Annotated in this window: 18 protein-coding genes and 5 tRNA genes; 9 read left to right on the forward strand and 14 right to left on the reverse strand. The window is 74.2% G+C overall.

What is annotated here, in order from left to right; all coding sequences use genetic code 11:
* Positions 1-15: 15 nt before the first annotated feature.
* From TPA0908_RS05200 to TPA0908_RS05210, 3 genes are all read right to left on the reverse strand, one after another.
* Positions 16-1,662 (reverse strand): PKD domain-containing protein, encoded by a 1,647-nt coding sequence (locus TPA0908_RS05200; protein ID WP_281935158.1) that lies wholly within the window; start codon positions 1,660-1,662, stop codon positions 16-18.
* A gap of 177 nt (positions 1,663-1,839) precedes the next feature.
* Positions 1,840-1,911: transfer RNA gene (locus TPA0908_RS05205), tRNA-Val, on the reverse strand.
* Positions 1,912-1,924: 13 nt separating this feature from the next.
* Positions 1,925-1,997: transfer RNA gene (locus tag TPA0908_RS05210), tRNA-Gly, on the reverse strand.
* Positions 1,998-2,146: 149 nt separating this feature from the next.
* Here TPA0908_RS05210 and TPA0908_RS05215 point away from each other — a divergent pair.
* Positions 2,147-2,389: a DUF6458 family protein gene (locus TPA0908_RS05215; protein ID WP_107159425.1), complete on the forward strand. Its 243-nt coding sequence runs from the start codon at positions 2,147-2,149 to the stop codon at positions 2,387-2,389.
* A 95-nt stretch (positions 2,390-2,484) separates the two neighbouring features.
* Here the strand turns inward: TPA0908_RS05215 and TPA0908_RS05220 are convergent, their stop codons facing one another.
* The 4 genes from TPA0908_RS05220 to TPA0908_RS05235 form a co-directional block, all read right to left on the reverse strand.
* Entirely contained in the window at positions 2,485-3,303 is an 819-nt protein-coding gene (locus TPA0908_RS05220; RefSeq protein ID WP_281935161.1) for an isocitrate lyase/PEP mutase family protein, read from the reverse strand.
* An 87-nt stretch (positions 3,304-3,390) separates the two neighbouring features.
* Positions 3,391-3,465: transfer RNA gene (locus tag TPA0908_RS05225), tRNA-Val, on the reverse strand.
* A gap of 13 nt (positions 3,466-3,478) precedes the next feature.
* Positions 3,479-3,549 (reverse strand) — tRNA-Cys (locus tag TPA0908_RS05230).
* Between the two features lie 35 nt (positions 3,550-3,584).
* Positions 3,585-3,657 (reverse strand) — tRNA-Gly (locus TPA0908_RS05235).
* Between the two features lie 273 nt (positions 3,658-3,930).
* On the opposite strand from TPA0908_RS05235, the gene TPA0908_RS05240 reads away from it, so the two are divergent.
* Positions 3,931-4,533 (forward strand): TetR/AcrR family transcriptional regulator, encoded by a 603-nt coding sequence (locus TPA0908_RS05240; RefSeq protein ID WP_199199863.1) that lies wholly within the window; start codon positions 3,931-3,933, stop codon positions 4,531-4,533.
* A 127-nt stretch (positions 4,534-4,660) separates the two neighbouring features.
* On the opposite strand, the gene TPA0908_RS05245 is transcribed toward TPA0908_RS05240, so the two are convergent.
* Positions 4,661-5,833: an alkane 1-monooxygenase gene (locus TPA0908_RS05245; RefSeq protein WP_281935164.1), complete on the reverse strand. Its 1,173-nt coding sequence runs from the start codon at positions 5,831-5,833 to the stop codon at positions 4,661-4,663.
* A gap of 286 nt (positions 5,834-6,119) precedes the next feature.
* Here TPA0908_RS05245 and TPA0908_RS05250 point away from each other — a divergent pair, with 286 nt between their 5' ends.
* Positions 6,120-7,478 (forward strand): glycosyltransferase family 2 protein, encoded by a 1,359-nt coding sequence (locus TPA0908_RS05250; RefSeq protein ID WP_281935166.1) that lies wholly within the window; start codon positions 6,120-6,122, stop codon positions 7,476-7,478.
* A gap of 30 nt (positions 7,479-7,508) precedes the next feature.
* Here TPA0908_RS05250 and TPA0908_RS05255 read toward each other — a convergent pair whose 3' ends face one another.
* Positions 7,509-8,363, reverse strand: coding sequence for a hypothetical protein (locus TPA0908_RS05255; RefSeq protein WP_281935168.1), 855 nt, complete (start codon positions 8,361-8,363; stop codon positions 7,509-7,511).
* A gap of 181 nt (positions 8,364-8,544) precedes the next feature.
* Here TPA0908_RS05255 and TPA0908_RS05260 point away from each other — a divergent pair, with 181 nt between their 5' ends.
* From TPA0908_RS05260 to TPA0908_RS05270, 3 genes are all read left to right on the forward strand, one after another.
* Complete coding sequence (locus TPA0908_RS05260) at positions 8,545-9,222, forward strand: class I SAM-dependent methyltransferase (protein ID WP_281935170.1); 678 nt, start codon at positions 8,545-8,547, stop codon at positions 9,220-9,222.
* A 114-nt stretch (positions 9,223-9,336) separates the two neighbouring features.
* Positions 9,337-10,269 (forward strand): ABC transporter ATP-binding protein, encoded by a 933-nt coding sequence (locus TPA0908_RS05265; protein WP_281935171.1) that lies wholly within the window; start codon positions 9,337-9,339, stop codon positions 10,267-10,269.
* Positions 10,266-11,087, forward strand: coding sequence for an ABC transporter permease (locus TPA0908_RS05270; RefSeq protein ID WP_281935173.1), 822 nt, complete (start codon positions 10,266-10,268; stop codon positions 11,085-11,087). Before TPA0908_RS05265 ends, TPA0908_RS05270 begins: the two co-directional genes overlap by 4 nt.
* 24 nt (positions 11,088-11,111) lie before the next feature.
* Here the strand turns inward: TPA0908_RS05270 and TPA0908_RS05275 are convergent, their stop codons facing one another.
* The 4 genes from TPA0908_RS05275 to TPA0908_RS05290 form a co-directional block, all read right to left on the reverse strand.
* Positions 11,112-11,789, reverse strand: a complete 678-nt coding sequence (locus TPA0908_RS05275) for a response regulator (protein WP_281935174.1) — start codon at positions 11,787-11,789, stop codon at positions 11,112-11,114.
* On the reverse strand, positions 11,786-13,411 hold the full coding sequence (locus tag TPA0908_RS05280) for a sensor histidine kinase (protein WP_281935176.1): 1,626 nt from the start codon (positions 13,409-13,411) through the stop codon (positions 11,786-11,788). The genes TPA0908_RS05275 and TPA0908_RS05280 overlap by 4 nt, the downstream gene beginning before the upstream one ends.
* 175 nt (positions 13,412-13,586) lie before the next feature.
* Positions 13,587-14,315: a dethiobiotin synthase gene (gene bioD, locus TPA0908_RS05285; protein ID WP_281935178.1), complete on the reverse strand. Its 729-nt coding sequence runs from the start codon at positions 14,313-14,315 to the stop codon at positions 13,587-13,589.
* Positions 14,312-15,469, reverse strand: a complete 1,158-nt coding sequence (locus TPA0908_RS05290; protein ID WP_281935180.1) for an 8-amino-7-oxononanoate synthase — start codon at positions 15,467-15,469, stop codon at positions 14,312-14,314. Before TPA0908_RS05290 ends, bioD begins: the two co-directional genes overlap by 4 nt.
* A gap of 156 nt (positions 15,470-15,625) precedes the next feature.
* On the opposite strand from TPA0908_RS05290, the gene bioB reads away from it, so the two are divergent.
* From bioB to TPA0908_RS05305, 3 genes are all read left to right on the forward strand, one after another.
* Entirely contained in the window at positions 15,626-16,621 is a 996-nt protein-coding gene (gene bioB / locus TPA0908_RS05295) for a biotin synthase BioB (RefSeq protein ID WP_281935182.1), read from the forward strand.
* Between the two features lie 91 nt (positions 16,622-16,712).
* Entirely contained in the window at positions 16,713-16,895 is a 183-nt protein-coding gene (gene bsaP / locus TPA0908_RS05300; RefSeq protein ID WP_281936254.1) for a biotin synthase auxiliary protein BsaP, read from the forward strand.
* A 4-nt stretch (positions 16,896-16,899) separates the two neighbouring features.
* Positions 16,900-17,406, forward strand: coding sequence for a GNAT family N-acetyltransferase (locus tag TPA0908_RS05305; RefSeq protein ID WP_281935184.1), 507 nt, complete (start codon positions 16,900-16,902; stop codon positions 17,404-17,406).
* Positions 17,407-17,480: 74 nt separating this feature from the next.
* Here TPA0908_RS05305 and TPA0908_RS05310 read toward each other — a convergent pair whose 3' ends face one another.
* Complete coding sequence (locus TPA0908_RS05310) at positions 17,481-19,928, reverse strand: non-reducing end alpha-L-arabinofuranosidase family hydrolase (protein ID WP_281935186.1); 2,448 nt, start codon at positions 19,926-19,928, stop codon at positions 17,481-17,483.
* Positions 19,929-19,960 lie beyond the last annotated feature (32 nt).

A 19,960-nucleotide genomic window follows, 5' to 3' on the forward strand; every position in this document is an offset into this window, starting at 1 on the left:
ACCGGAAAAACGGGGTCAGGCCGGCGGGAGGACGAACGTCCAGGTGGTGGCGGTCGTGCTCGCCGCCGCGCCCGTCGCGGCCAGCCCGCCGTAGCTGCCGACCGGGACGCTGCTCGCCGAGTCCGCCAGCAGGCCGGTCACCCGACCACCTCCGGTCTGCGAGCTGTTGCTGCGGACCGCGACGCCGGCCGGCGGGGTGAGCGCGGTGGAGGTGGCGTCGCCGTGCAGCCAGTACGACACGGCCCAGCTCTGCGCGGCGGTCACCGGCGCGAACGGGGTGGTCCGCGTGGCGGTGCTGGCCGGGTCGGTGGCCCGGGCGAAGACCGGCGCGCCCGGCGCGACCCCCCGGTACGCGGCCACCACCAGGTTGCCCTTCGCCTGGCTGTCCAGCGCCACCCGCACCGCCGTGCCCGCGTCCCCGGCGGTCGCGGTCTTCCACCAGGCGGTGGTGGTGGCGTAGCCGCCGTCGAACCGGTCGAGGCGCGTCCAGCCGGTCACCCCGGTCGGCTCGCCGGTGCCGGTGTGGGTGTTCTGGCCGAGCAGGAGCAGCAGCGTGTCACCGGGCTGCACGCCGGACGGGACGGTCACCGTGTGGCTGGTCCAGTTGGCGTTCGCGGTGGCCTGCCCGACGAACGAGATCCGTTCCGGCACCGGCGCGACGGTGACGTCGACGGTCGTGGTGCCGGTGGCGCCCCGGTCGTCGGTGACCGTCAGCGTGACCGGGTAGGTGCCGGCCGCGGCGTACGTGTGCGACGTGGTCGGCACGGAGACGGTGTCGACGTCGGACCCGTCGCCGAAGGCCCACCGGTGGTCCTGGATCGCGCCGTCCGCGTCGGTGGAACCGGCGCCGGAGAACGTGCACACCAGCCCGGCGCAGGACGGCGTCAGGGCGGCCACCGGAGCCTGGTTGGCCGGCCCGCCGGAACCCTTCAGGATCTTCACGTAGTCGATGTCACCGGCGAAGTAGTCGCAGGTCACCTTCGTACCGTCGCACTGGCTCTTGCCACCGACGGAGAGCTGCCACGAGTTCGCGATGGTGCCGGTCGGCCCGGACAGCCGGCTGGTGCGGACGCCGTCGACGTACATCTCCACGTACGCGGCGGTGCGGTTGCAGGTGACGGTGTGCCACTGGCCGTCGGCGATCGGCACGTCGGTGTACCCGGTGCGCGAGGCGCCGTCGCCGCCGCGGAACAGGCACTTCGGCTTGCCACCCGGCGCCTCGAACTTCCAGTAGCCGCCGGCGGTGTTCCCCTGTCCCTTCTGGAGGATGTTGCCGAACGAGTACGTCGTGCGGTAGCGGATGGTCACCGAGAAGTCCCCGGCGTCCGGGTTGAGGTCGGTGCTGTGCGGCACCAGGTCCACGTGGCCGGGCACGTACTCCTGGTCGGTGGGCAGATGGGTGGCGAACCGGTGGCCGGTGGCCCCGGCGTAGATCGCGCCGGTGACCACCTCGCCGCCGACCGCGCCGTGCCGGCCGCTGCCGCTGCTGTCCGTCAGCACGGTCGCCGCCGCCGGCTCGTCCATGCTCCAGAACGCCACGGTCCGGGTGGCGGTGGCCTGCGCGGGCGCGCCGCCCACCGTCACCCCGGCCGCCGCGACGACCACCGCCACGCCCGCCCGGGCGACCGTGCGCCGCCATCGTCCCTGCCCGATCGTCCGCATGTGACCGCCTCCCTGCGTGTCGGGCCTCACCCTGACACGCGTCGAGCCGGCGGCCCATAACCCGCACGGTTGATCTTCACCCGGCCCTCGGGGCGAACGGGTGACCGATGTGGCCGGTGCCGGCCGCCGGGGGGAGATGCCCGCCGGTCGACCGGCGGCAGAGAGGTGATTCTTCGGTGGGCGATACTGGGTTTGAACCAGTGACCTCTTCCGTGTCAAGGAAGCGCGCTCCCACTGCGCCAATCGCCCGGGGCAGTTCGCGAGCGGACGACGGGATTCGAACCCGCGACCCTCACCTTGGCAAGGTGATGCGCTACCAGCTGCGCTACGTCCGCACCGTCGCCGGCTCGCGTCGGCGACGAGGGAAACTCTACCCGATGCCAAGATCGCCCCGCGGCGACCCCCCACGGACCGTGGTTGCGCTGCTCGTCGCCGGGGTACAGAGCCGGGCGACAGCACAATCATCCCCCTGAAGGAGGCTGTCGTGGGTATCGGTACGAGCATCTTCCTGATCGCGGTCGGCGCGATCCTCACGTTCGCGCTGAACGCCAACGTCGGCGGTGTCGACCTCGACGTCGTCGGCTGGATCCTGATGGCGGCCGGCGTGCTCGGCCTGATCATGACCACGCTGGTCTGGGGCCGCCGCCGTCAGGTGGTCACCACCGTCGACCAGCCGGTGGAGTACCGCCGGGTCGAGGAGCGCCGGGACGTCGCCCCGCCGATGTGATCCGACCGCACACACCCGGGGGCCGACGGAGCTGATCGGTCCCCGGCCGGGCCGGGACGGGGGCGCCGCTGGGCGCCCCCGTCCGCGTCCCCGGGTCAGTCCCGCATCAGCGCGTTGAGCGTGCCGTGGTCGAGCCCGCCGGCCAGCGCGTCGTACGTCCCGGCGTCGAGCGCCTCGGTCGCCGCCCGCCGGGCCACCGCGTACGCCGCCCCGAAGACGGTCGACCCGAGACTGATCCGGGCCACCCCGAGCCGGGCCAGCTCGGCAACCGCCGGGGCACCCGGCCCGACCAGCACGTTCAGCGGGGCGGGGAGCGCCGCCACCAGCGCCGCGATGGTCTCCGGGTCGACCGTCCCCGGCACGAAGACGCCGTCCGCGCCGGCAGCCAGGTACGCCTCGGCCCGCGCCACCGTCTCCGGCACACCGCCGACGCCGCACAGGAACGTGTCGACGCGCGCGTTGACGTACAGCGGGATGTCGGCGCGGTCGGCGGCGGCGCGGACCGCGGCCAGGCGGGCGCACTGCTCGTCGACCGGACGCAGGGGCGGGCCCGCGTCGTACCGGGCGTCCTCGATGTTCACGCCCACCGCGCCGGCCGCGAGCACCGCGGTCAGCGTCCCGGCCACCTCGTCGGGGGTGTCGCCGTACCCGGATTCGATGTCGGCGGTGACCGGCAGGGACACCGCGGCGGCGACCCGGTGGATCACGTCGACGGCGGTCTCGCGGGTGAGCGCGTCGCCGTCCGGCGCGCCCCGGCTCCACGCCACGCCGGCGCTGGTGGTGGCGACCGCGCGGGCGCCGGCCGCGGCCACGATCCGGGCGCTCACCGCGTCCCAGGCGTTGACCAGGACCAACGGCTCACCGGGCACGTGCAGGCTGCGGAAGTGCTGGGCTCGGGTCTGTTGTTCGTTCACCGGGCCAGTCTCGGCCACGCGGGGCGTTCCCGGTGCCCCGCACCCGACGAGAAAGGCCGTGTCGAGTGATCGACACGGCCTTTCCGATGGTGGGCGATACTGGGTTTGAACCAGTGACCTCTTCCGTGTCAAGGAAGCGCGCTCCCACTGCGCCAATCGCCCTCGTCAACTGCCGAGGTGGAGACGGGATTTGAACCCGTGTACACGGCTTTGCAGGCCGTTGCCTCGCCTCTCGGCCACTCCACCGAGGTTGCCCCCGAACTGCGTGGCGGCATTCTCCGAGCGGACGACGGGATTCGAACCCGCGACCCTCACCTTGGCAAGGTGATGCGCTACCAGCTGCGCTACGTCCGCACGCCCCCGGCGTTTCCCGGTGACGGATGAGAACTTTAGCCGAGCGAGGGAACGTTGCCAAATCGGATACCCGTTTCCGGCGCGTCCGGGATGAGCAATGCGCGATCTCCGGCAGGCGTCCTAGGAGCCTGGGCGGGATCCGGCAGGCCGATCACACGCACGACCACCTGCGGATCCTGGCCACCGACGGAGTGTCTACCTTCCGACTGTCCCATCGCCGACCGGCCGCTCCGGTAACTCCTCGTGGTCATCCAGATGGGCTACCGTAACGGCGTGACGAGACGAGCCGCCGAGATCCGCCTGGACGCGCTGCTGCGCACGGCCTGCGAGGTGATCGCGGAACGAGGGCTCGCCAACACGCGTACCGCCGACGTGGCGGAGGCCGCCGGGGTCAGCCAGGCGCTGGTCTTCTACCACTTCGCCACCAAGGACCGGCTGCTCGCGCAGGCGTTCGCGTACGCGGTCGAGCAGGATCTGGCGCGCCTGGACGCGGTGCTCCGCTCCGCCGCGCCGCCGCTGGCGAAGCTGCGCCGGATGCTGCGCCTCTACGCGCCGACCGGCCGCGCCGCCTCCTGGTCGATCTGGATCGACGGCTGGTCCGAGTCGCTGCGGACGCCGGAGTTGGAGAAGCTCTCCCGCCGCCTCGACCTGCGCTGGCGGCAGGACCTGGCGACGGTGATCGCCGACGGGGTCGCCGACGGCACCTTCACCTGCCCCGACCCGGCCGGCGCGGCCTGGCGGATCAGTGCCGTGATGGACGGCCTGGCGGTGCAGCTCTCGGTGCACGAACGGGTGATCACCCGCCGGCAGATCGCCGAGTGGATCCGCCTGGTCGCCGCCCGCGAGCTGAGCCTGGAGCCCGGCCAACTGGACTGAGCCGGCACCAGCCCCGGCCGGCTGGACGGAGCCGGCAGGAGGCCCGGCAACAGGCCGGCCGGCTGGACCGAGCCAACGGCCGGGCCCGGCCGCCCACCAGGGGGTGAGGGACGGCCGGGCCCGGAGTTCAGCCGGCGGACGGCTCCGCGGCGCCGGTCCGGGCCAGGCGGGCCCGCACCCGCTCCCGGGCCGGCGGGTGGACGTTCGCGGCGGACAGGTCGCCCCGGTAGTGGGCCAGCACGCGGTGGTCCATCACGCGCCGCCAGACCGGCGGCAGCAGCGCGGCGACCACCATGGTGGCGTAGCCGGCCGGCAGTTGCGGCGAGGCGTCGAAGCTGCGCAGCGCCTGGTAGCGGCGCAGCGGATTGGCGTGGTGGTCGCTGTGCCGCTGGAGCTGGAACAGGAAGACGTTGGTGACGACCCGGTCGCTGTTCCAGCTGTGCCGGGGGTCGACCTTCTCGTAGCGACCGGCGGCGGTGCGCTGCCGGGCCAGGCCGTAGTGCTCCAGGTAGTTGACGGCCTCCAGCAGGGAGAAGCCGACCACCGCCTGGAGCACGAGGAAGATCAGCACGCCGGGCCCGAACACCGTCGCCAGCACGGCGAAGAGCAGCACGGTCAGGGCCCAGGCGTTGAGCACGTCGTTGCGCCAGGTCCACGGGCTGCGCCCGCGCAGCCGGAAGCGGCCGGCCTCCAACCGCCAGGCCGAGCGCAGGCTGCCGGCGACGGTACGCGGCCAGAACGCCCAGAACGACTCGCCGAGGCGCGAGCTGGCCGGGTCCTCGGGCGTGGCGACCCGGGTGTGGTGGCCCCGGTTGTGCTCGACGTGGAAGTGCCCGTACCCGGTCGGCGCCAGCGCGATCTTCGACAGCCGGCGCTCCGCCCGCTCCCGCTTGTGCCCCAGCTCGTGGGCGGTGTTGATGGCGATGCCGTCGACCACCCCGACGGTGGCGACCAGGCCGGCGGCGGCCGGCCAGGAGAGCCGGCCACCGGCCCACACCGCGCAGCACAGCACCAGGGCCGCGTACTGGGCGGGCAGCCAGAGGTAGGTGAGCCAGCGGTAGTAGCCGTCGGCCTGCAACGCCGGCACCGCCGCCTCGGGCGGGTTCGCCCGGTCGTCGCCGATCATCAGGTCGACGAGCGGGATGGCGCCGAAGACCACCGCCGGGGTGAGCCACCAGGCCCAGCCGGACCCGGTGGCGTGCCAGAGCGACCAGGCCAGGAACGGCAGCGTCGGCACGAGCAGCGCGAGCGGCCAGAGCGGCCGGCGGGGGTCCCGCCACGGAACGGTGTCGGTACGCATCGTCGGACTCCGATCGGTTGCTCCTGACCCGACTGTGTCAGCCGGCAGGGGTTTTTACAAGAGAAAAGTTTTTGTAAAGCGAGTCACCCCTATCTACCCCTACCTTCAGTGACTGATACCTATGCGTACGGTTATCGTGAATCATCCTCGTCAAATTGTCTTCCGGCCCCACCCCCGGCCGGCCCTCTCTCGCACGCCCGCGCGTCGGCGGTCCCGCAACGAACCCGCCGCGCCGATGGCCCCGGCGGCGCCGTCCGTCGTGGACCGACGAACGGAGACCCCACGCATGTCGTTGCCGACTTCCGGCACCCCCGAACTGACCGTGGTGATGCCGACCTACCAGGACCCGCACTGCCTGGAACTGACCCTGCGGGCGCTGGCCCGCCAGACGCTGTCGCCGGACCGCTTCGAGGTCGTCGTGGTGCGCGACGGCGGATCGTCCGACGGCTACCCCGAGGCGCTGGCCGCCGGCGCCGGCCTGCGCCTGCGGCTGATCGAGCTGGCCGAGCGCCGGGGCCGCTCCGGCGTGCGCAACGAGGGCGTACGGCACGCCGCCGCGCCCCTGATCGTCTTCCTCGACGCCGACTCCTGGTCGATGCCCGACCTGCTGGAGCGGCACCTGACCCACCACCGCACGCCGGGCGCGGCCCCGGTGCTGATCGGCCGCCGCGACGACATCGGGCTGGCCCACCTGCCCGCCGTGCTGCGCGACGAACCGGCGGCGATCCCCCGCCTCTCGCCGTACGCCGGCGACATGCGCTTTCCCCCCGACGGCGTGCCGGACGAGCGCCGGGACTGGCTGGCGGTCGGCTGGACCGTCGCCTACACGCACAACATCTCGCTGCCCCGCGAGCTGTTCGACCGGGTCGGCGGCTTCCGCGAGGAGTTCGCGCTCAGCTACGGCATGGAGGACATCGAGCTGTTCTACCGGGTCGACCAGGCCGGGGCGACGTTCGGGTACGACGACGACGCCCGCGTGGTCCACCTGCCGCACCACCGCAACATGGGCCGCAACTGGGCCGAGATGATGGCGAACACCCGGTCGGTCATGGCGCTCTACCCCTGCCTGGAGTGGGAGTTCCTCAGCGTCATCGTGGGCCCGGAGGCGGTCAAGCGGATCCTGTTCTACCGCTCCCTGGTCCGCGCGTCCGTCACGGCCGCGACGTGCGCCATCGGCCCCGCCGTGACAGGGCTCGCCGGCCGGCTGCCCGGGCCCCGGGTGCTCTGGGTGGGCAACGGCAGCGCCGACGCCGGGCTGCCCCCGGAGGCGTTGACGTTCGACCACGGCGCGCCGGTCGGGCCGACCAATTTCCACCTGATCGGCCTTGCCCCGCCGCTGGCGCCGGGCAGCCTCGACGCGGTGGTCAGCGTGGACTTCTGGCGCTACCTGCTCTGGCCGGAGCTGTGCCAGTTCGTCAACTCGTCGCTGCTGCTGGCCGGCGAGGTGCACCTGGTCGCCACCGACGAGAGCGCGCCGGAGATGTGCGCCGTCGACCCGGAGTCGCTGGCGTACCTGCACCGGTCACTGGCGGCCGAGTTCACCGTCGACCGGCAGGAGGTGCCGGGCCTCGGCACGGTGCTGTCGCTGCGCCCCCGGTACGCCGACGCCGCGCCGGCGTACGCGCAGGCCGCAGCCGCCGGCTGAGGCCGGTCACCGCCAGCGTCACCGCCAGCGTCACCGCCACCGTCGCGGGGTCCGTCGCCGTTCGAACGACGGCGCCGGGCCCCCGGCCGGGCCGTCGGTGGGCTCGCCGGCGGGGCGGAGCAGGCGTCGCATCCGCAGCAACAGCCCGGCCCCGAGGAAGAGCAGCAGACCACCGAGCCCGAAGGCGGCCTGCACCACTCCGAAGCCGCCGGTCTCGGCGACCGGCCGCCCGGCCGCGCCCGGCAGCGGCGGCTCGACCACCGTCGCGTCGGTCGGCTCGTCCGCCGTCGGCTCCTCGGCGGGCGGCTCCTCGCTGGGCGGGTCGGTCGGCTCGGCGCTCGTCGGCGTCGGCTCCGGCGTCGGCTCGACCACCTCGCCCACCACCTGGCGCGAGGCGGTCCGCCGGGCCAGCAGCCGCAACTGCGGGTCGTACGCCTCGGCGGCGATGCTCACCCGGCCGCGTCCCACGTCCTCGGCGAAGGCCACCCGGTAGCGCGCGGTCACCGTGCGCCCCGGGCAGAGCACCCCGGGGTCCAGCTCCCGGTCGGTCAGTCGCGCGGTGTCCCCGTCGGTGCGGATCTCCAGCGGAAACGAGCCGGTCTCCTCCACCCGGTCCACCTTGACCTGGTCCAGCCGCAGGCCCTGCACCTGGAGCAGCATCGACCAGCGCACCCTGACGCAGTCGGAGCGCGCGCCCCGGTCGGACCGGGACACCACCGCCGAGAGCGTCTCCACCCGGTTGCCGCCGGTGAACTCGTCCGGCAGGCCGCTCAGCTCCGTGGAGAAGGCCGCCGCCGCCCCGGCCGGCGCGGCCCCGGCGAACCCGGAACCCGCCAGGCAGGTCAGCACCAGCCCGATCCGCAGCGCGTGCCGCCACCCGCTCACCAGGCCTCCTCACCTCGGTCGGTCGTGTCCACCCGCAACGCTAGGAGCGGTCCCGGCCGGCCGGTAGACGGGCGTGTTCGCACCCAACGTCAACATCGGGGGGTGGTTTCACCGACAGTGGTGAACCGGTCACGACCGCCCGCCGACACGCCCGGGATCGGCCGTGCGACACAATCTTCGGGTGTCCGAGCTGTCCGCCGCCTTCGTCCGGCTGCACGCGCGTCTCGCCCCGGTCGCCTTCGTCCCCGAGGTGCGGCTGCACCAGGCCGACGAGCCGATCGGCCTCTGGGAGCTGACCGAGGGCGAGTTCCGCAGCAGCCAGCCGCCGCCGTTCTGGGCCTTCGCCTGGGCCGGCGGGCAGGCGCTCGCCCGGTACGTGACCGACCACCCGGAGCTGGTCGCCGACCGCCGGGTGCTCGACCTCGCCGCCGGCTCCGGCCTGGTCGCCATCGCCGCCGCCCGGGCCGGCGCCGCCGCCGTCCGGGCGGTCGAGGTGGACGAGCGGGCCGTCGCGGCCGTCGCGCTCAACGCCGAGGCCAACGGGGTACGCGTCGACGCCGAGTTCGGCGACGTGCTCGACTCCGACGCCGGGGACGCGGAGGTGGTGCTGGCCGGCGACGTGTTCTACAGCGAGGCGATGGCCCGGCGGATGCTGCGCTTCCTGCTCCGGGCCGCCCGGTCCGGCGCGCGGGTGCTGGTGGGCGACCCGGACCGGGCGTTCCTGCCCCGCGAGCGCTTCCACCGGTTGGCCGGGTACGACGTGCCGGTGTCCGAGGCGCTGGAGAGCGTCCGGGTCAAGCACACCACCGTGTGGGAGCTGGACCCGAACCCACCCGGCGCCCGGCGCCGCGGTCAGTAGGGTCCCGTTCCTCCACCGGAGGCGTTAGGAAGGGGCCCGGCCTTACCAAAGTGGGGGTGGGTGGGTGCCGTTCGGTGGCGGTGGGGGGTGCCCGCCGACGCCTAGCGTCGCCGCATGATCACACTTCGTGGGTTGACGAAACGGTTCGGCGGGGTGACCGCCGTCGACGACCTGACCGTCGAGATCCGCCCCGGCCAGGTGACCGGGTTCCTCGGCCCGAACGGCGCCGGCAAGTCCACCACCATGCGGATGGTGCTCGGCCTGGACCGGCCCACCGCCGGAGCGGCCCTGGTCAACGGGCGCGCGTACCGCACCCTGCGGCACCCGCTGTACGAGGTCGGCGCGCTGCTCGACGCCACCGGCGTGCACCCGGCCCGCTCCGGCGTGGCGCACCTGCGGGCGATGGCGCGCAGCAACGGCGTACCGGCCCGGCGGGTCGCCGAGGTGCTCGACCTGGTCGGTCTGGACACCCGGGCCGCCGGCAAGCCGGGCCGGGCGTTGTCGCTGGGGATGGGACAGCGGCTCGGCATCGCCGGCGCGCTGCTCGGTGACCCGCCGGTGCTGCTGCTCGACGAGCCGGTCAACGGCCTCGACCCGGACGGGGTGCGGTGGATCCGCGGGTTCACCCGCCGACTCGCCGACGAGGGACGCACCGTGCTGATCTCCAGCCACCTGATGAGCGAGATGCAGCAGACCGCCGACCGGGTGGTGGTGCTCGGCCGCGGCCGGCTGGTCGCCGACGCGCCGCTGGCCGAGCTGATCGCCACCCGGCCCGCCGCCTCGATCCGGGTACGCGGGCCGGAACCGGCCGCGCTCGCCGCGCTCGGCGACCGACTGGCCGCCGAGGGCGCGACCGTCACCGCCGGGCACGACGGCCTTTCCGTCGCCGGCAGCACCGCCGACCGGGTCGGTGACCTGGCGTACGAACTGGGGGTGCGGCTGCACGAGCTGACCGCCGTCGCGCCCTCCCTGGAAGAGGCGTTCCTGGAACTGACCGCCGCCAGCGTCGAGTACGTCGCCGGCCCGACCGGAGGCGAAACCCGATGACCGCACCGCCCACGCTCCAGGAGACCCGGCCGACGTCCCGGCCCACCCCGGCCGGCCGTCCGCTCGTCGGCGCGGTGGCCGCCGAGTGGACCAAGCTCTGGTCGGTCCGCTCCACCTGGTGGACGCTGGTCGCGGCGCTCGTCACCATGGCGGCCACCGCCGCCCAGCTCGCCATCTACGCGGTGAACGCGAACACCGACGACGACCCGACCGTGGACCCGGGCGTGCTGCCGGTCGGGGACGTGGTGGCCGGCTCGCTGGAGCTGACCCAGTTCGTCGTGCTCGCGCTCGGCCTGTTCGCGATCACCAGCGAGTTCGCCACCGGCACCATCCGCACCACGCTGCGCTGCACCCCGTCCCGGGGTCGGGTGCTGGCGGCCAAGGCGCTCGTGGTCGGCGCGGTGACGTTCGGCGTCGGGCTGCTGCTCGGCGGCGTCGGCGCGGCGGTGGCCCGGCCGGTGCTGGGCGAGTGGGGGCGGGCGCCGCTGGGCGGCACGGTGGCCGACATCGTCGCCTGCGCCGGATACCTGGCGCTGGTGAGCGTGCTGGCGCTCGGGCTCGCCGCGGCGCTGCGCGGCCCGGTGCTGACGCTGACCGTGCTCCTGGCGCTGCTGTACATCGTGCCGCTGTCGTTGCAGGAGCCGGACATCACGGTGCTCACCCGGATCGCCGACGCGTTCCCCGGCGTCGCCGGCGGCCACTTCCTGGCCGGCGACACCGAGCCGTACCCGGCGGCCGTCGGGCTGCTGCTGCTCGCCGGCTGGGCCGCCGCCGCGCTGGCGTGCGGCCGGTGGGCGCTGGCCCGGCGCGACGCCTGACCGCGCCGGCACGGGCGGGGCTGGTCAGCCGGTGGGCGGGACCAGCCCCGCCTCGTACGCGAGGATCGCCGCCTGCACCCGGTTACGCACGTCCAGTCGGGTGAAGACGCTGGTCAGGTAGCTCTTCACGGTGCCCTCGACCAGGTGCAGCCGGCGGGCGATCTCGGCGTTGGACAGCCCTGCCCCGACCAGCGCGAGCACCTCCCGCTCCCGGTCGGTCAGCCCGGCCAGCCGATCCCGCGCGGACGGGCCACGGGCGAGCCGCCCCCCACTCAACTCGATCACCCGGCGGGCCACCCGGGGTGACAGGTACGCCCCGCCGTCGGCCACCGCGCGCACCCCGGCCAGCAGCTCCCTCGGGTCGCCGGACTTCAGCAGGAAGCCGGCGGCGCCGAGGCCGAGCGCGCGGGCGATCAGGTCGTCGTCGCCGAACGTGGTGAGCATGACCGGTGCGGTCTCCGGCACCAGGCGGCGGATCTGCGCCGCCGCGTCGAGCCCGTCGCAGCGGGGCATCCGGATGTCGAGCAGCGCCACCCGGGGCCGGTGCGCACGCACCAGCTCCACCGCCGCGTGGCCGTCGCCCGCCTCGCCGACCACCTCGACGCCCGGGTCGGCGGCGAGGATCGCCCGCACCCCGGCGCGCACCATGGCCTCGTCGTCGGCGAGCACCACCCGCAGCGGCCGCCCGTGGTCGTCGGTCATGACGCGATCCGCTCCTTGCTGATCAGCTTCCCGTCGCTGAAGCAGAGCCGCCAGGTCGGCTCCGCGAACGGGAAGTTGCCGTCGGTGTAGAACTCGCAGCCGGGGGCCGTGCCGGTGGCGGGCGGCTCGGCCTGCCGCCGGGGCAGCCCGAGCGCGTCACGCTGCTCGCCCAGCCTCAGCCGGTCGAAGCCGGGCCGGTCGAGCACCGCCCCGGCGGTGGCGAGCGGGTAGTAGACCAGCGCGAGCACCAGCGCCAGCCCGGCCGGCGCACCGAACGCGACGAGCAGGCTGCGGCGGACCCGCCGGCGGGCCTCCCGCAGCCGCCGGGCCTCCACGCCGCGCCGCCCGCCGCCGTACGGATCGCCGCCGTCGTGCGAGTCACCGCCGCACGGCCCGCCGCCGGGCCGCCGACCGGCCCGCGGGGGGCCGAGGCTGGCGACGGGCACCGGGTCGCCGCCGGGTCGCACGTCCGGCCGACGGCCGTCTGTCGGGGCGGACAACGCGCCCCTGGACAACGGAAGGCGAGCGGTGACCGCCCAACCGCCGTCGCACCGGCCGGCGTCCAGGGCGCCGCCGGCGAGGCGTACCCGCTCGCGCAGCGCCAGCAGGCCGGAGCCTTGCGACGCCGGCCCGGGCAGCGGACCGGCCGGGGCCTGCGGGTTGACCACCGCGACCGTGACCGCGTCGGCGGCGCGCGCCACGGTGACCGTGACCGGGGCGTCCGGCGCGTACCGGGCGGCGTTGGTCAGCGCCTCCCGGACCACCCGGTGCACGGCATGCGCGACCAGCGGCGGCAGGCCCACGTCGGCGGCCGCCTCGCCGGGCAGGTGCACGGTCATGCCGGCGTCGCGGGCACCGTCGACCAGGTCGGCGACCGACTCGCCGGGCGGGCGCCGGGGGCGCTCCTCGCGCAGCACCCCGATGACCTCGTGCAGCCGCTCGGTGGCGGCGGCGACGCTGGCCCGCAGCTCCCCCGCCGCCGCACGGTGCGCCGGCGACAGTCCGGTCGCCAGCTCCAGCGCGCCCGCCCGCAACGCGATGAGGCTCAGGTCGTGGCCGAGCGAGTCGTGCATGTCCTGGGCGATGCGGGCCCGCTCGCGCAGGCGTACCCGTTCCGCCTCGCTCCGCCGCTCCTGCGCGGCGTGCCGTCGCCCGGCCGTGGCAAGCGCCCGGTGCTGGCGCCGCAGCCGGCCCAGCAGCCAGGGGAACACGCCGGCGAAGAGCAGCACCGAGGTGAGCTGGAACCAGGCGGCCGGCTCGGTGCCGAGCAGGCCGAGGTTGAGCACGGTGCCGGTCACCGCGATGGCGGCGAACACCGCCGCCGCCGGGGCGGCGCGGGCGCTGCGCAGCCCGGCCAGGTAGCCGAGGACCGGGATGGCGAACACCACGTTGCCGTCGACGAGCGAGCCGGCCACCACCGCCGACACCGCCACGAGCGGCCACCGGCGGCTCACCGCCACCGCCACGCCGAGCAGCGCCAACACGCCGACCAGCAGGGGCACCTCGTGCGACCGCCACGGCGGGGTGAGCCGGGCGTACGTCACCGGCGTCGCGAGCACGGCCCAGAGCAGCAGGTCACCGGCCCGGCGACGGGCCGTCGGGGACAGCGGGCGCAGTTCCACGGCGGTCACGCTACCCACGCCGGCCGGGGCCGGACACCGACGAAGGTCAGGTACTCAGCCCGCCGTAGAGGGCAGGGTAAACACGCCCCGGCGCCCGACGCGGTGAGCCGAGGGTGGCGTTAAAAGGGGCCCCCGCCTATACCGAATGCGTTAAGAAGGGGCCCCGCCTTACTCCTCAGCCGCTCTCCTCGGCCCAGGCCCGCCAGTCGTCGAGGACACCGTAGAGCGCCGGGGTGAGCCAACCCGGCGCGGACCGGCGGAACACGCCCGGGTCCATCCCGCCGGCGCCGGCGGGCACCGCGCCGAGCAGGTTCGGCACCAGCTCGGACAGGTTCAGCCAGTGCACCAGCTCCGGCTCGGTCGGCCAGGCGCCGATCACCACGCCGGCCGGCACGGCCCGCCGCTCCAGCGCCTCCAGCGTCAACGCGGTGTGGTTGAGCGTGCCGAGCCCGGCCCGCGCCACCACCACGGCCGGCGCGCCCAGCGACACCGCCAGGTCGGCCACCGTCCAGGGCTCGCCGGACGGCCGCAACCCCATCGGTACGAGCAGCCCGCCGGCTCCCTCGATCAGCACCAGGTCGTGCTTGTCGACCTCCTCGCGGACCGCGTCGACCGCGTTGTACAGCTCCAGCGGCGGCAGCTCGGCGACCCGGGCCGCGGCCAGCGGGGCGAGCGGGTCCGGGTAGCTGGCCAGCGTCCGGCCGGTGAGCGGGGCGGCCAGCCGGGTCACCGAGTCGACGTCGCCGGGCTCGCCGGTGGCGGTACCGGTCTGACCGGGCTTGACCACCGCCACCCGCAGCCCGGCCGCCTGGGCGGCGGCGGTGACGGCCGCGGTCACCACGGTCTTGCCGATCCCGGTGTCGGTGCCGGTCACCAGCACCGCGCCGGTCCAGCCGTCGCTCATGAGTCCTCCGTTCGGGACTGCGGGGCGCACGCCACGATCACGTCCAGGGCCCGTTCGAAGTCCGCCCGGTCCACCCCGGCGCCGATGGTCAGGCGCAGCCGGGAGCGGTTGTCCGGCGTGGACGGCGGACGGAAGCAGCCGACCGCCACGCCCCGGTCGCGGCAGGCCGCCGCCCAGGCGGTCGCCGCCTCCGGGCCGGGCGCGGTCACCGAGACCACCGCCGCGTCGGGGGCGGACACGGGCAGCCCCGCCGCGCCCAGCCGGCGCACCGCCAGCGCGACCCGGTCGGTCAGCTCGGCGCGGAGCGCGTCGCCGTCCCGGGCCAGCCGCGCCGCGGCCCGCACCCCGGCCACCACCGCCGGCGGCGGCGCGGTGTCGAAGATGAACGTGCGGCCGGTCTCCACCAGGTGGCGGACGAACTCCGCCGGCCCGGCGACCACGCCGCCGGCCCCACCGAGCGCCTTGGACAGGGTCGCGGTGACCACCACGTCGGGCGCGCCGGCCAGCCCGGCCGCGGCCACCCCGCCGGCGCCGGCCGGGCCGGTGACGCCGAGCGCGTGCGCGTCGTCGACGAGCAGCAACGCGCCGTGCCGGCGGGCCACCGCGTGCAGCTCCGCGAGCGGTGCCACGTCGCCGTCCACGGAGAAGACCGACTCGGTCACCACCACGGCCGGCCGGCCCGGCGCGGCGGCCAGCGCGGCGGCCACCGCGGCCACGTCCCGGTGCGGCGTCACCAGCGTCTCGGCGCGGGAGATCCGGCAGCCGTCGATCAGCGAGGCGTGGTTGTGCGCGTCGGAGACGAGCAGCGTACGCGGCTGGGTCAGGCCCCGGACGGCGGCGAGGTTGGCCAGGTAGCCGGAGGAGAAGACCAGCGCCCGGTCGACGCCGAGCCAGGCGGCCAGGTCGTCCTCGAGCGCGTGGTGCAGGTCGGTGGAGCCGCGCACCAGTCGTGACCCGGTGGCGCCCAACCCGTACCGGGACAAAGCCGTCGCGGCGGCGGCGGTGACCTCCGGGTGGGTGGCCAGGCCGAGGTAGTCGTTGCCGGCCAGGTCGACGACGTCGTCGTCGGCCGCGCGGGGACGCAGCGTGCGGGTCAGGCCCGCCTCGGCCCGCTGTTCGGCGCTGCGGTCGAGTGCCGCCAGCCAGTCCGCCACCGCACCGTCCCCTCCCGCCGACCGCCCGCCCCGCCGGGCGCTTCCGCCGGGCGAAGTTACCACCCGGGCGGGCGACCCCGGCGTGGCGTGGTCCCGGCTCGCCGGGCCGCTCACGACGGTTTCCCGCGCTTCCGGCGGCCTGTTAGGTTACGAGCCATGCCAGAGATCCTCGACCAGGCCCGGACCCGGGTGCTGGAGAACGGCGTCGGCCTCGACGAGGCCGGCATCCTCGCCGTGCTGAACCTGCCCGACGAGCACCTGCCGGCCGCGCTCCAACTCGCCCACGAGGTCCGGATGCGGTGGTGCGGCCCGGAGGTCGAGGTCGAGGGCATCGTCTCGCTGAAGACCGGCGGCTGCCCGGAGGACTGCCACTTCTGCTCCCAGTCCGGCCTGTTCACCTCGCCGGTCCGGTCGGTCTGGCTGGACATCCCGGCGCTGGTCGAGGCCGCGAAGCAGACCGCCGCGACCGGGGCCACCGAGTTCTGCATCGTGGCCGCCGTCCGTGGCCCGGACGCCCGGCTGATGGCGCAGATGCGCGCCGGCGTGGCCGCCATCCGCGAAGCGGTCGACATCCAGGTCGCCGCCTCGCTCGGCATGCTCACCCAGGAGCAGGTCGACGAGCTGGCCGCGATGGGCGTGCACCGGTACAACCACAACCTGGAGACCTGCCGCTCCTACTTCCCGAACGTGGTCACCACGCACTCCTGGGAGGAGCGCTGGGAGACGCTGCGGATGGTCCGCGAGTCCGGCATGGAGGTCTGCTGCGGCGGCATCCTCGGGCTCGGCGAGACGGTGGAGCAGCGGGCCGAGTTCGCCGCGCAACTCGCCGAGCTGGACCCGCACGAGGTGCCGCTGAACTTCCTCAACCCGCGCCCCGGCACGCCGCTGGGTGACCGGCCGGTGGTCGAGGGCAAGGACGCGCTGCGGGCCATCGCCGCGTTCCGGCTGGCCATGCCGCGCACCATCCTCCGGTACGCGGGCGGTCGCGAGCTCACCCTGGGTGATCTCGGCACCCGCGACGGCCTGCTCGGCGGCATCAACGCGGTCATCGTCGGCAACTACCTGACCACGCTGGGTCGGCCGGCCACCGACGACCTGCAACTCCTGACCGACCTGAAGATGCCGGTGAAGGCGCTCTCGGCGACCCTGTGAGGCGACGGTGACGAAGCTGGTCCGACCCGACGCGCCGGCCGGTGACGCCGACGCGGCCAACCGCGCCGGCACGGCCGACGACGCCGGCGCGGTGACGCGCTGGTGCGACAGGTGCGGTGAGTCGGTGGCCGCCGGCCCGCACCCGGCCTGCGCGGCGGCGCGGGCGTGGGAGCCGCCGCGCTGGTGCGCGTCCTGCCGCCGGCGGATGAAGGTGCAGGTCGTGCCGGCCGGATGGTCGGCGGTCTGTGTCGAGCACGGCGAGCGGCGGGGCTGACGCGATGCTGCGCGGGCGGACGGTGACGCTGCGGCCGGCGACGGACGCCGATGTGGCCGCGCTGGCCGCGATCCGCGCCACCCCGGAGGTGCGCCGCTGGTGGCGGGGCGGTGACGACCTGGCCGAGGCGGTCCGCGCCGACCTGGCCGACGACGCGCTGGCCGTGTTCGTGGTCGAGCACGAGGGCCGGCTGGTCGGTGCGATCCAGTGGTACGCGGAGACCGACCCCGACTACCGCCACGCCAGCCTGGACATCTTCCTCGACCCGGAGGTACGCGGCGCCGGGCTGGGCGGGGACGCGATCCGGACGCTGGCCCGGCACCTGGCCGACGAGTACGGCCACCACCGCTTCACCATCGACCCGGCGGCGGCGAACACGGCCGCGATCCGGGCGTACGCGAAGGTGGGCTTCCGGCCGGTGGGCATCATGCGGCGCTACGAGCGGGGCGCCGACGGGCGCTGGCACGACGCCCTGCTGATGGACCTGCTCGCCGACGACCTGGCCGACTGATTCCGGCGGCGCCACACCGACGGGCGTGCCCGGCACCGCACGGTGCCGGGCACGCCCCGGTGGTCAGTGATCCGTCAGCGTTGCAGGGTCAACACACCCGGCCGCCACGGCAGCAGGTTGTAGTCGCCGCTCGCGCTGGGGTTCTTGCCCTGGTACAGCAACTGGAGGTTGCAGGCGTCGACGGTCTTGGTCTGGTCGGGATTGTTGCGGACCAGGTCACCGTGGCTGATGTCGTTGGTCCACGTCGCACCGCTGTTGGCCTTGCCCGCGAACGGGTTGCTCTCGGTGGCCGCGTTCGGGGTCCAGGTGCCGCCCAGGCTGGTGGCGGTGAAGGAGCGGAAGTACCGCCCCTGGCTGCCGATCGCCTCGACGAGCATCAGGTACTGGTTCTGGCCCGCCACCTTGTAGACCTCGACGCCCTCGAACAGGTTGTTCGTCGAGTCGGTCATGATCGTCGTGTAGCTCGAGCCGAAGCTGCCCGGGAAGTTCCCGAGCGGCATGCTCGACCGGTAGATCTTGCCGTTGTCCCCGGCGAAGAAGAGGTACATGTTCTGGTCGTCGCCGATGAGCGTCTGGTCGATGACGCCGTACGGGGCGTCGGGGAGGGTCGCGGTGGAGAGCGTCTGCGCCGCGGACCAGCCGTTGGCGTTGGTCGGGTCACTTGACGTCTTGTAGCTGAACGACGTCGGCCCCCACTGGTACGCCAGCACCCAGATGTTCTTCGGGGCGAAGTACAGCAGCGTGGGCGCCACCGTGCCCTGGCTCATCCCGGTCTGGCTGGCCGAGGCCATGTCGGACCAGTTGGTGAACAGGCCGAAGTTCATCGAGCCGTACTGCCCGCTGCCGTTCACGTTCGACGCGTAGACCAGGTGCTTGCCGTTGTAGACCACGTTGGTGAAGTCCTTGACCGAGACCCAGCCGTTCGCCGGGTTCGCCAGCGCGCCGGTCGACGACCAGCGGTAGGTCGACGGCAGCGCGCAGCCGCTCGGCGGCGGCGTGGTCGTGGGCGGCGGCGTGGTGGGCGGCGGCGTGGTGGTGCCGAAGTCGGTCCGCCACTGCTGGTTGGTCTGGCCGTGGCAGTCGTAGAGCTGGATCTGCTGGCCGTTGCCGGTGCCCCAGACGTCGAGGCAGCGGCCGGACTGCACGCCGCTGATGGTGCCGTTGGAGTTGATGTTCCACTGCTGGTTCGGCTGCCCGTTGCAGTCGTAGATGATGATGCCGGTGCCGTTCGCGGTGCCCGCGCCGTTCGCGTCGAGGCACTTGCTGCCGTACACCATCAGCTGCTTGTTGCTGGTGTACGTCCACTGCTGGTTCGACTGACCGTTGCAGTCGTAGAGCTGGACCCGGGTGCCGTTGGTCTGGGTGGCGTTGGGCACGTCGACGCACCGGCCCGACTGCACGCCGACGATCCGGCCGCTGCCGCCGGACGGCGGCGGTGTGGTCGGCCCGGAGGTCGGCGTCGCGGTCGGCGAGGTGGTCGGGGCCGCCGCGTTGAGCGCGTTGAGGACCGAGGTGTACGCGGCCTTCTTGTTGCCGCCACCGTCGAACAGCAGCGGGCTCTCGCCGGAGCGCCAGGAGTCGCTGTCGCGTACGCCCCACACGGTGATGCCGATGCAGCGCGGCACGTTCATGCAGGCCTGGGTCAGGCCGGCGTACTGGCTGGTGGAGGCGTTGGTGACGTCGGCCTCGGTGAGCGCCACGTCCACGCCGAGCGCGGCGAAGCTGGACAGCGTGGTCTGGAAGTTGCTCGGCAGCGAGCTGCCGCCGGTGAAGTGGGTCTGGAGACCGACGCAGTCGATCGGCACGCCCCGGGACTTGAAGTCCTGGATCATCCGGTAGACACCCTGCGTCTTGCCGTACGACCAGTTCTCGATGTTGTAGTCGTTGTAGCAGAGCTTGACCGACGGGTCGGCCGCCCGCGCGGTGCGGAACGCCACCTCGATCCAGTCGTTGCCGGTGCCCTGGAGGTTGGAGTTACGGCGGCTGCCGTCCTCGTTGAACGCCTCGTTCACCACGTCCCACGCGGCGAGCTTGCCCTTGTAGTGGGCCATCACCCCGTTGATGTGGTCGATCATCGCCTGACGCAGGTTGCTGCCGCTGAGGCTCTGCATCCAGCCGGGCTGCTGGGCGTGCCAGGCCAGCGTGTGACCGCGCACCTTCAGGCCACGCTGGGTGGCCCAGTTGTAGATCTGGTCACCGGAGTTGAAGTTGAACTGGCCCCGCTGGGGCTCGGTGGCGTCCGGCTTCATCTCGTTCTCGGCGGTGATCATGTTGAACTCACGCGCCGCGATGGTGCTGTACGTCGAGTCACCGAGCCGGCCGGCCGCGATCGCCGTGCCGAAGTACCGGCCCGACTGCGCGGCCGCCGCGCCGAGCGTGCTCGCCGCGGCGTTCGCCGACGGCATCATCACCGCGACCGCGGCCACCGTCACGACGCTGACCGCACCGGCGAGCAGCGCTCGGACGGCGGGCGATCGCCGCCGTCGGGTCCCGCCGCGAGCAGCGGATGGGCTCATTGCCACCGTGGCCTCCTTACTGGCCAACACCCGAGCCG

The organism is Micromonospora sp. AKA38, from assembly GCF_027925725.1.
Lineage (GTDB): Bacteria > Actinomycetota > Actinomycetes > Mycobacteriales > Micromonosporaceae > Micromonospora.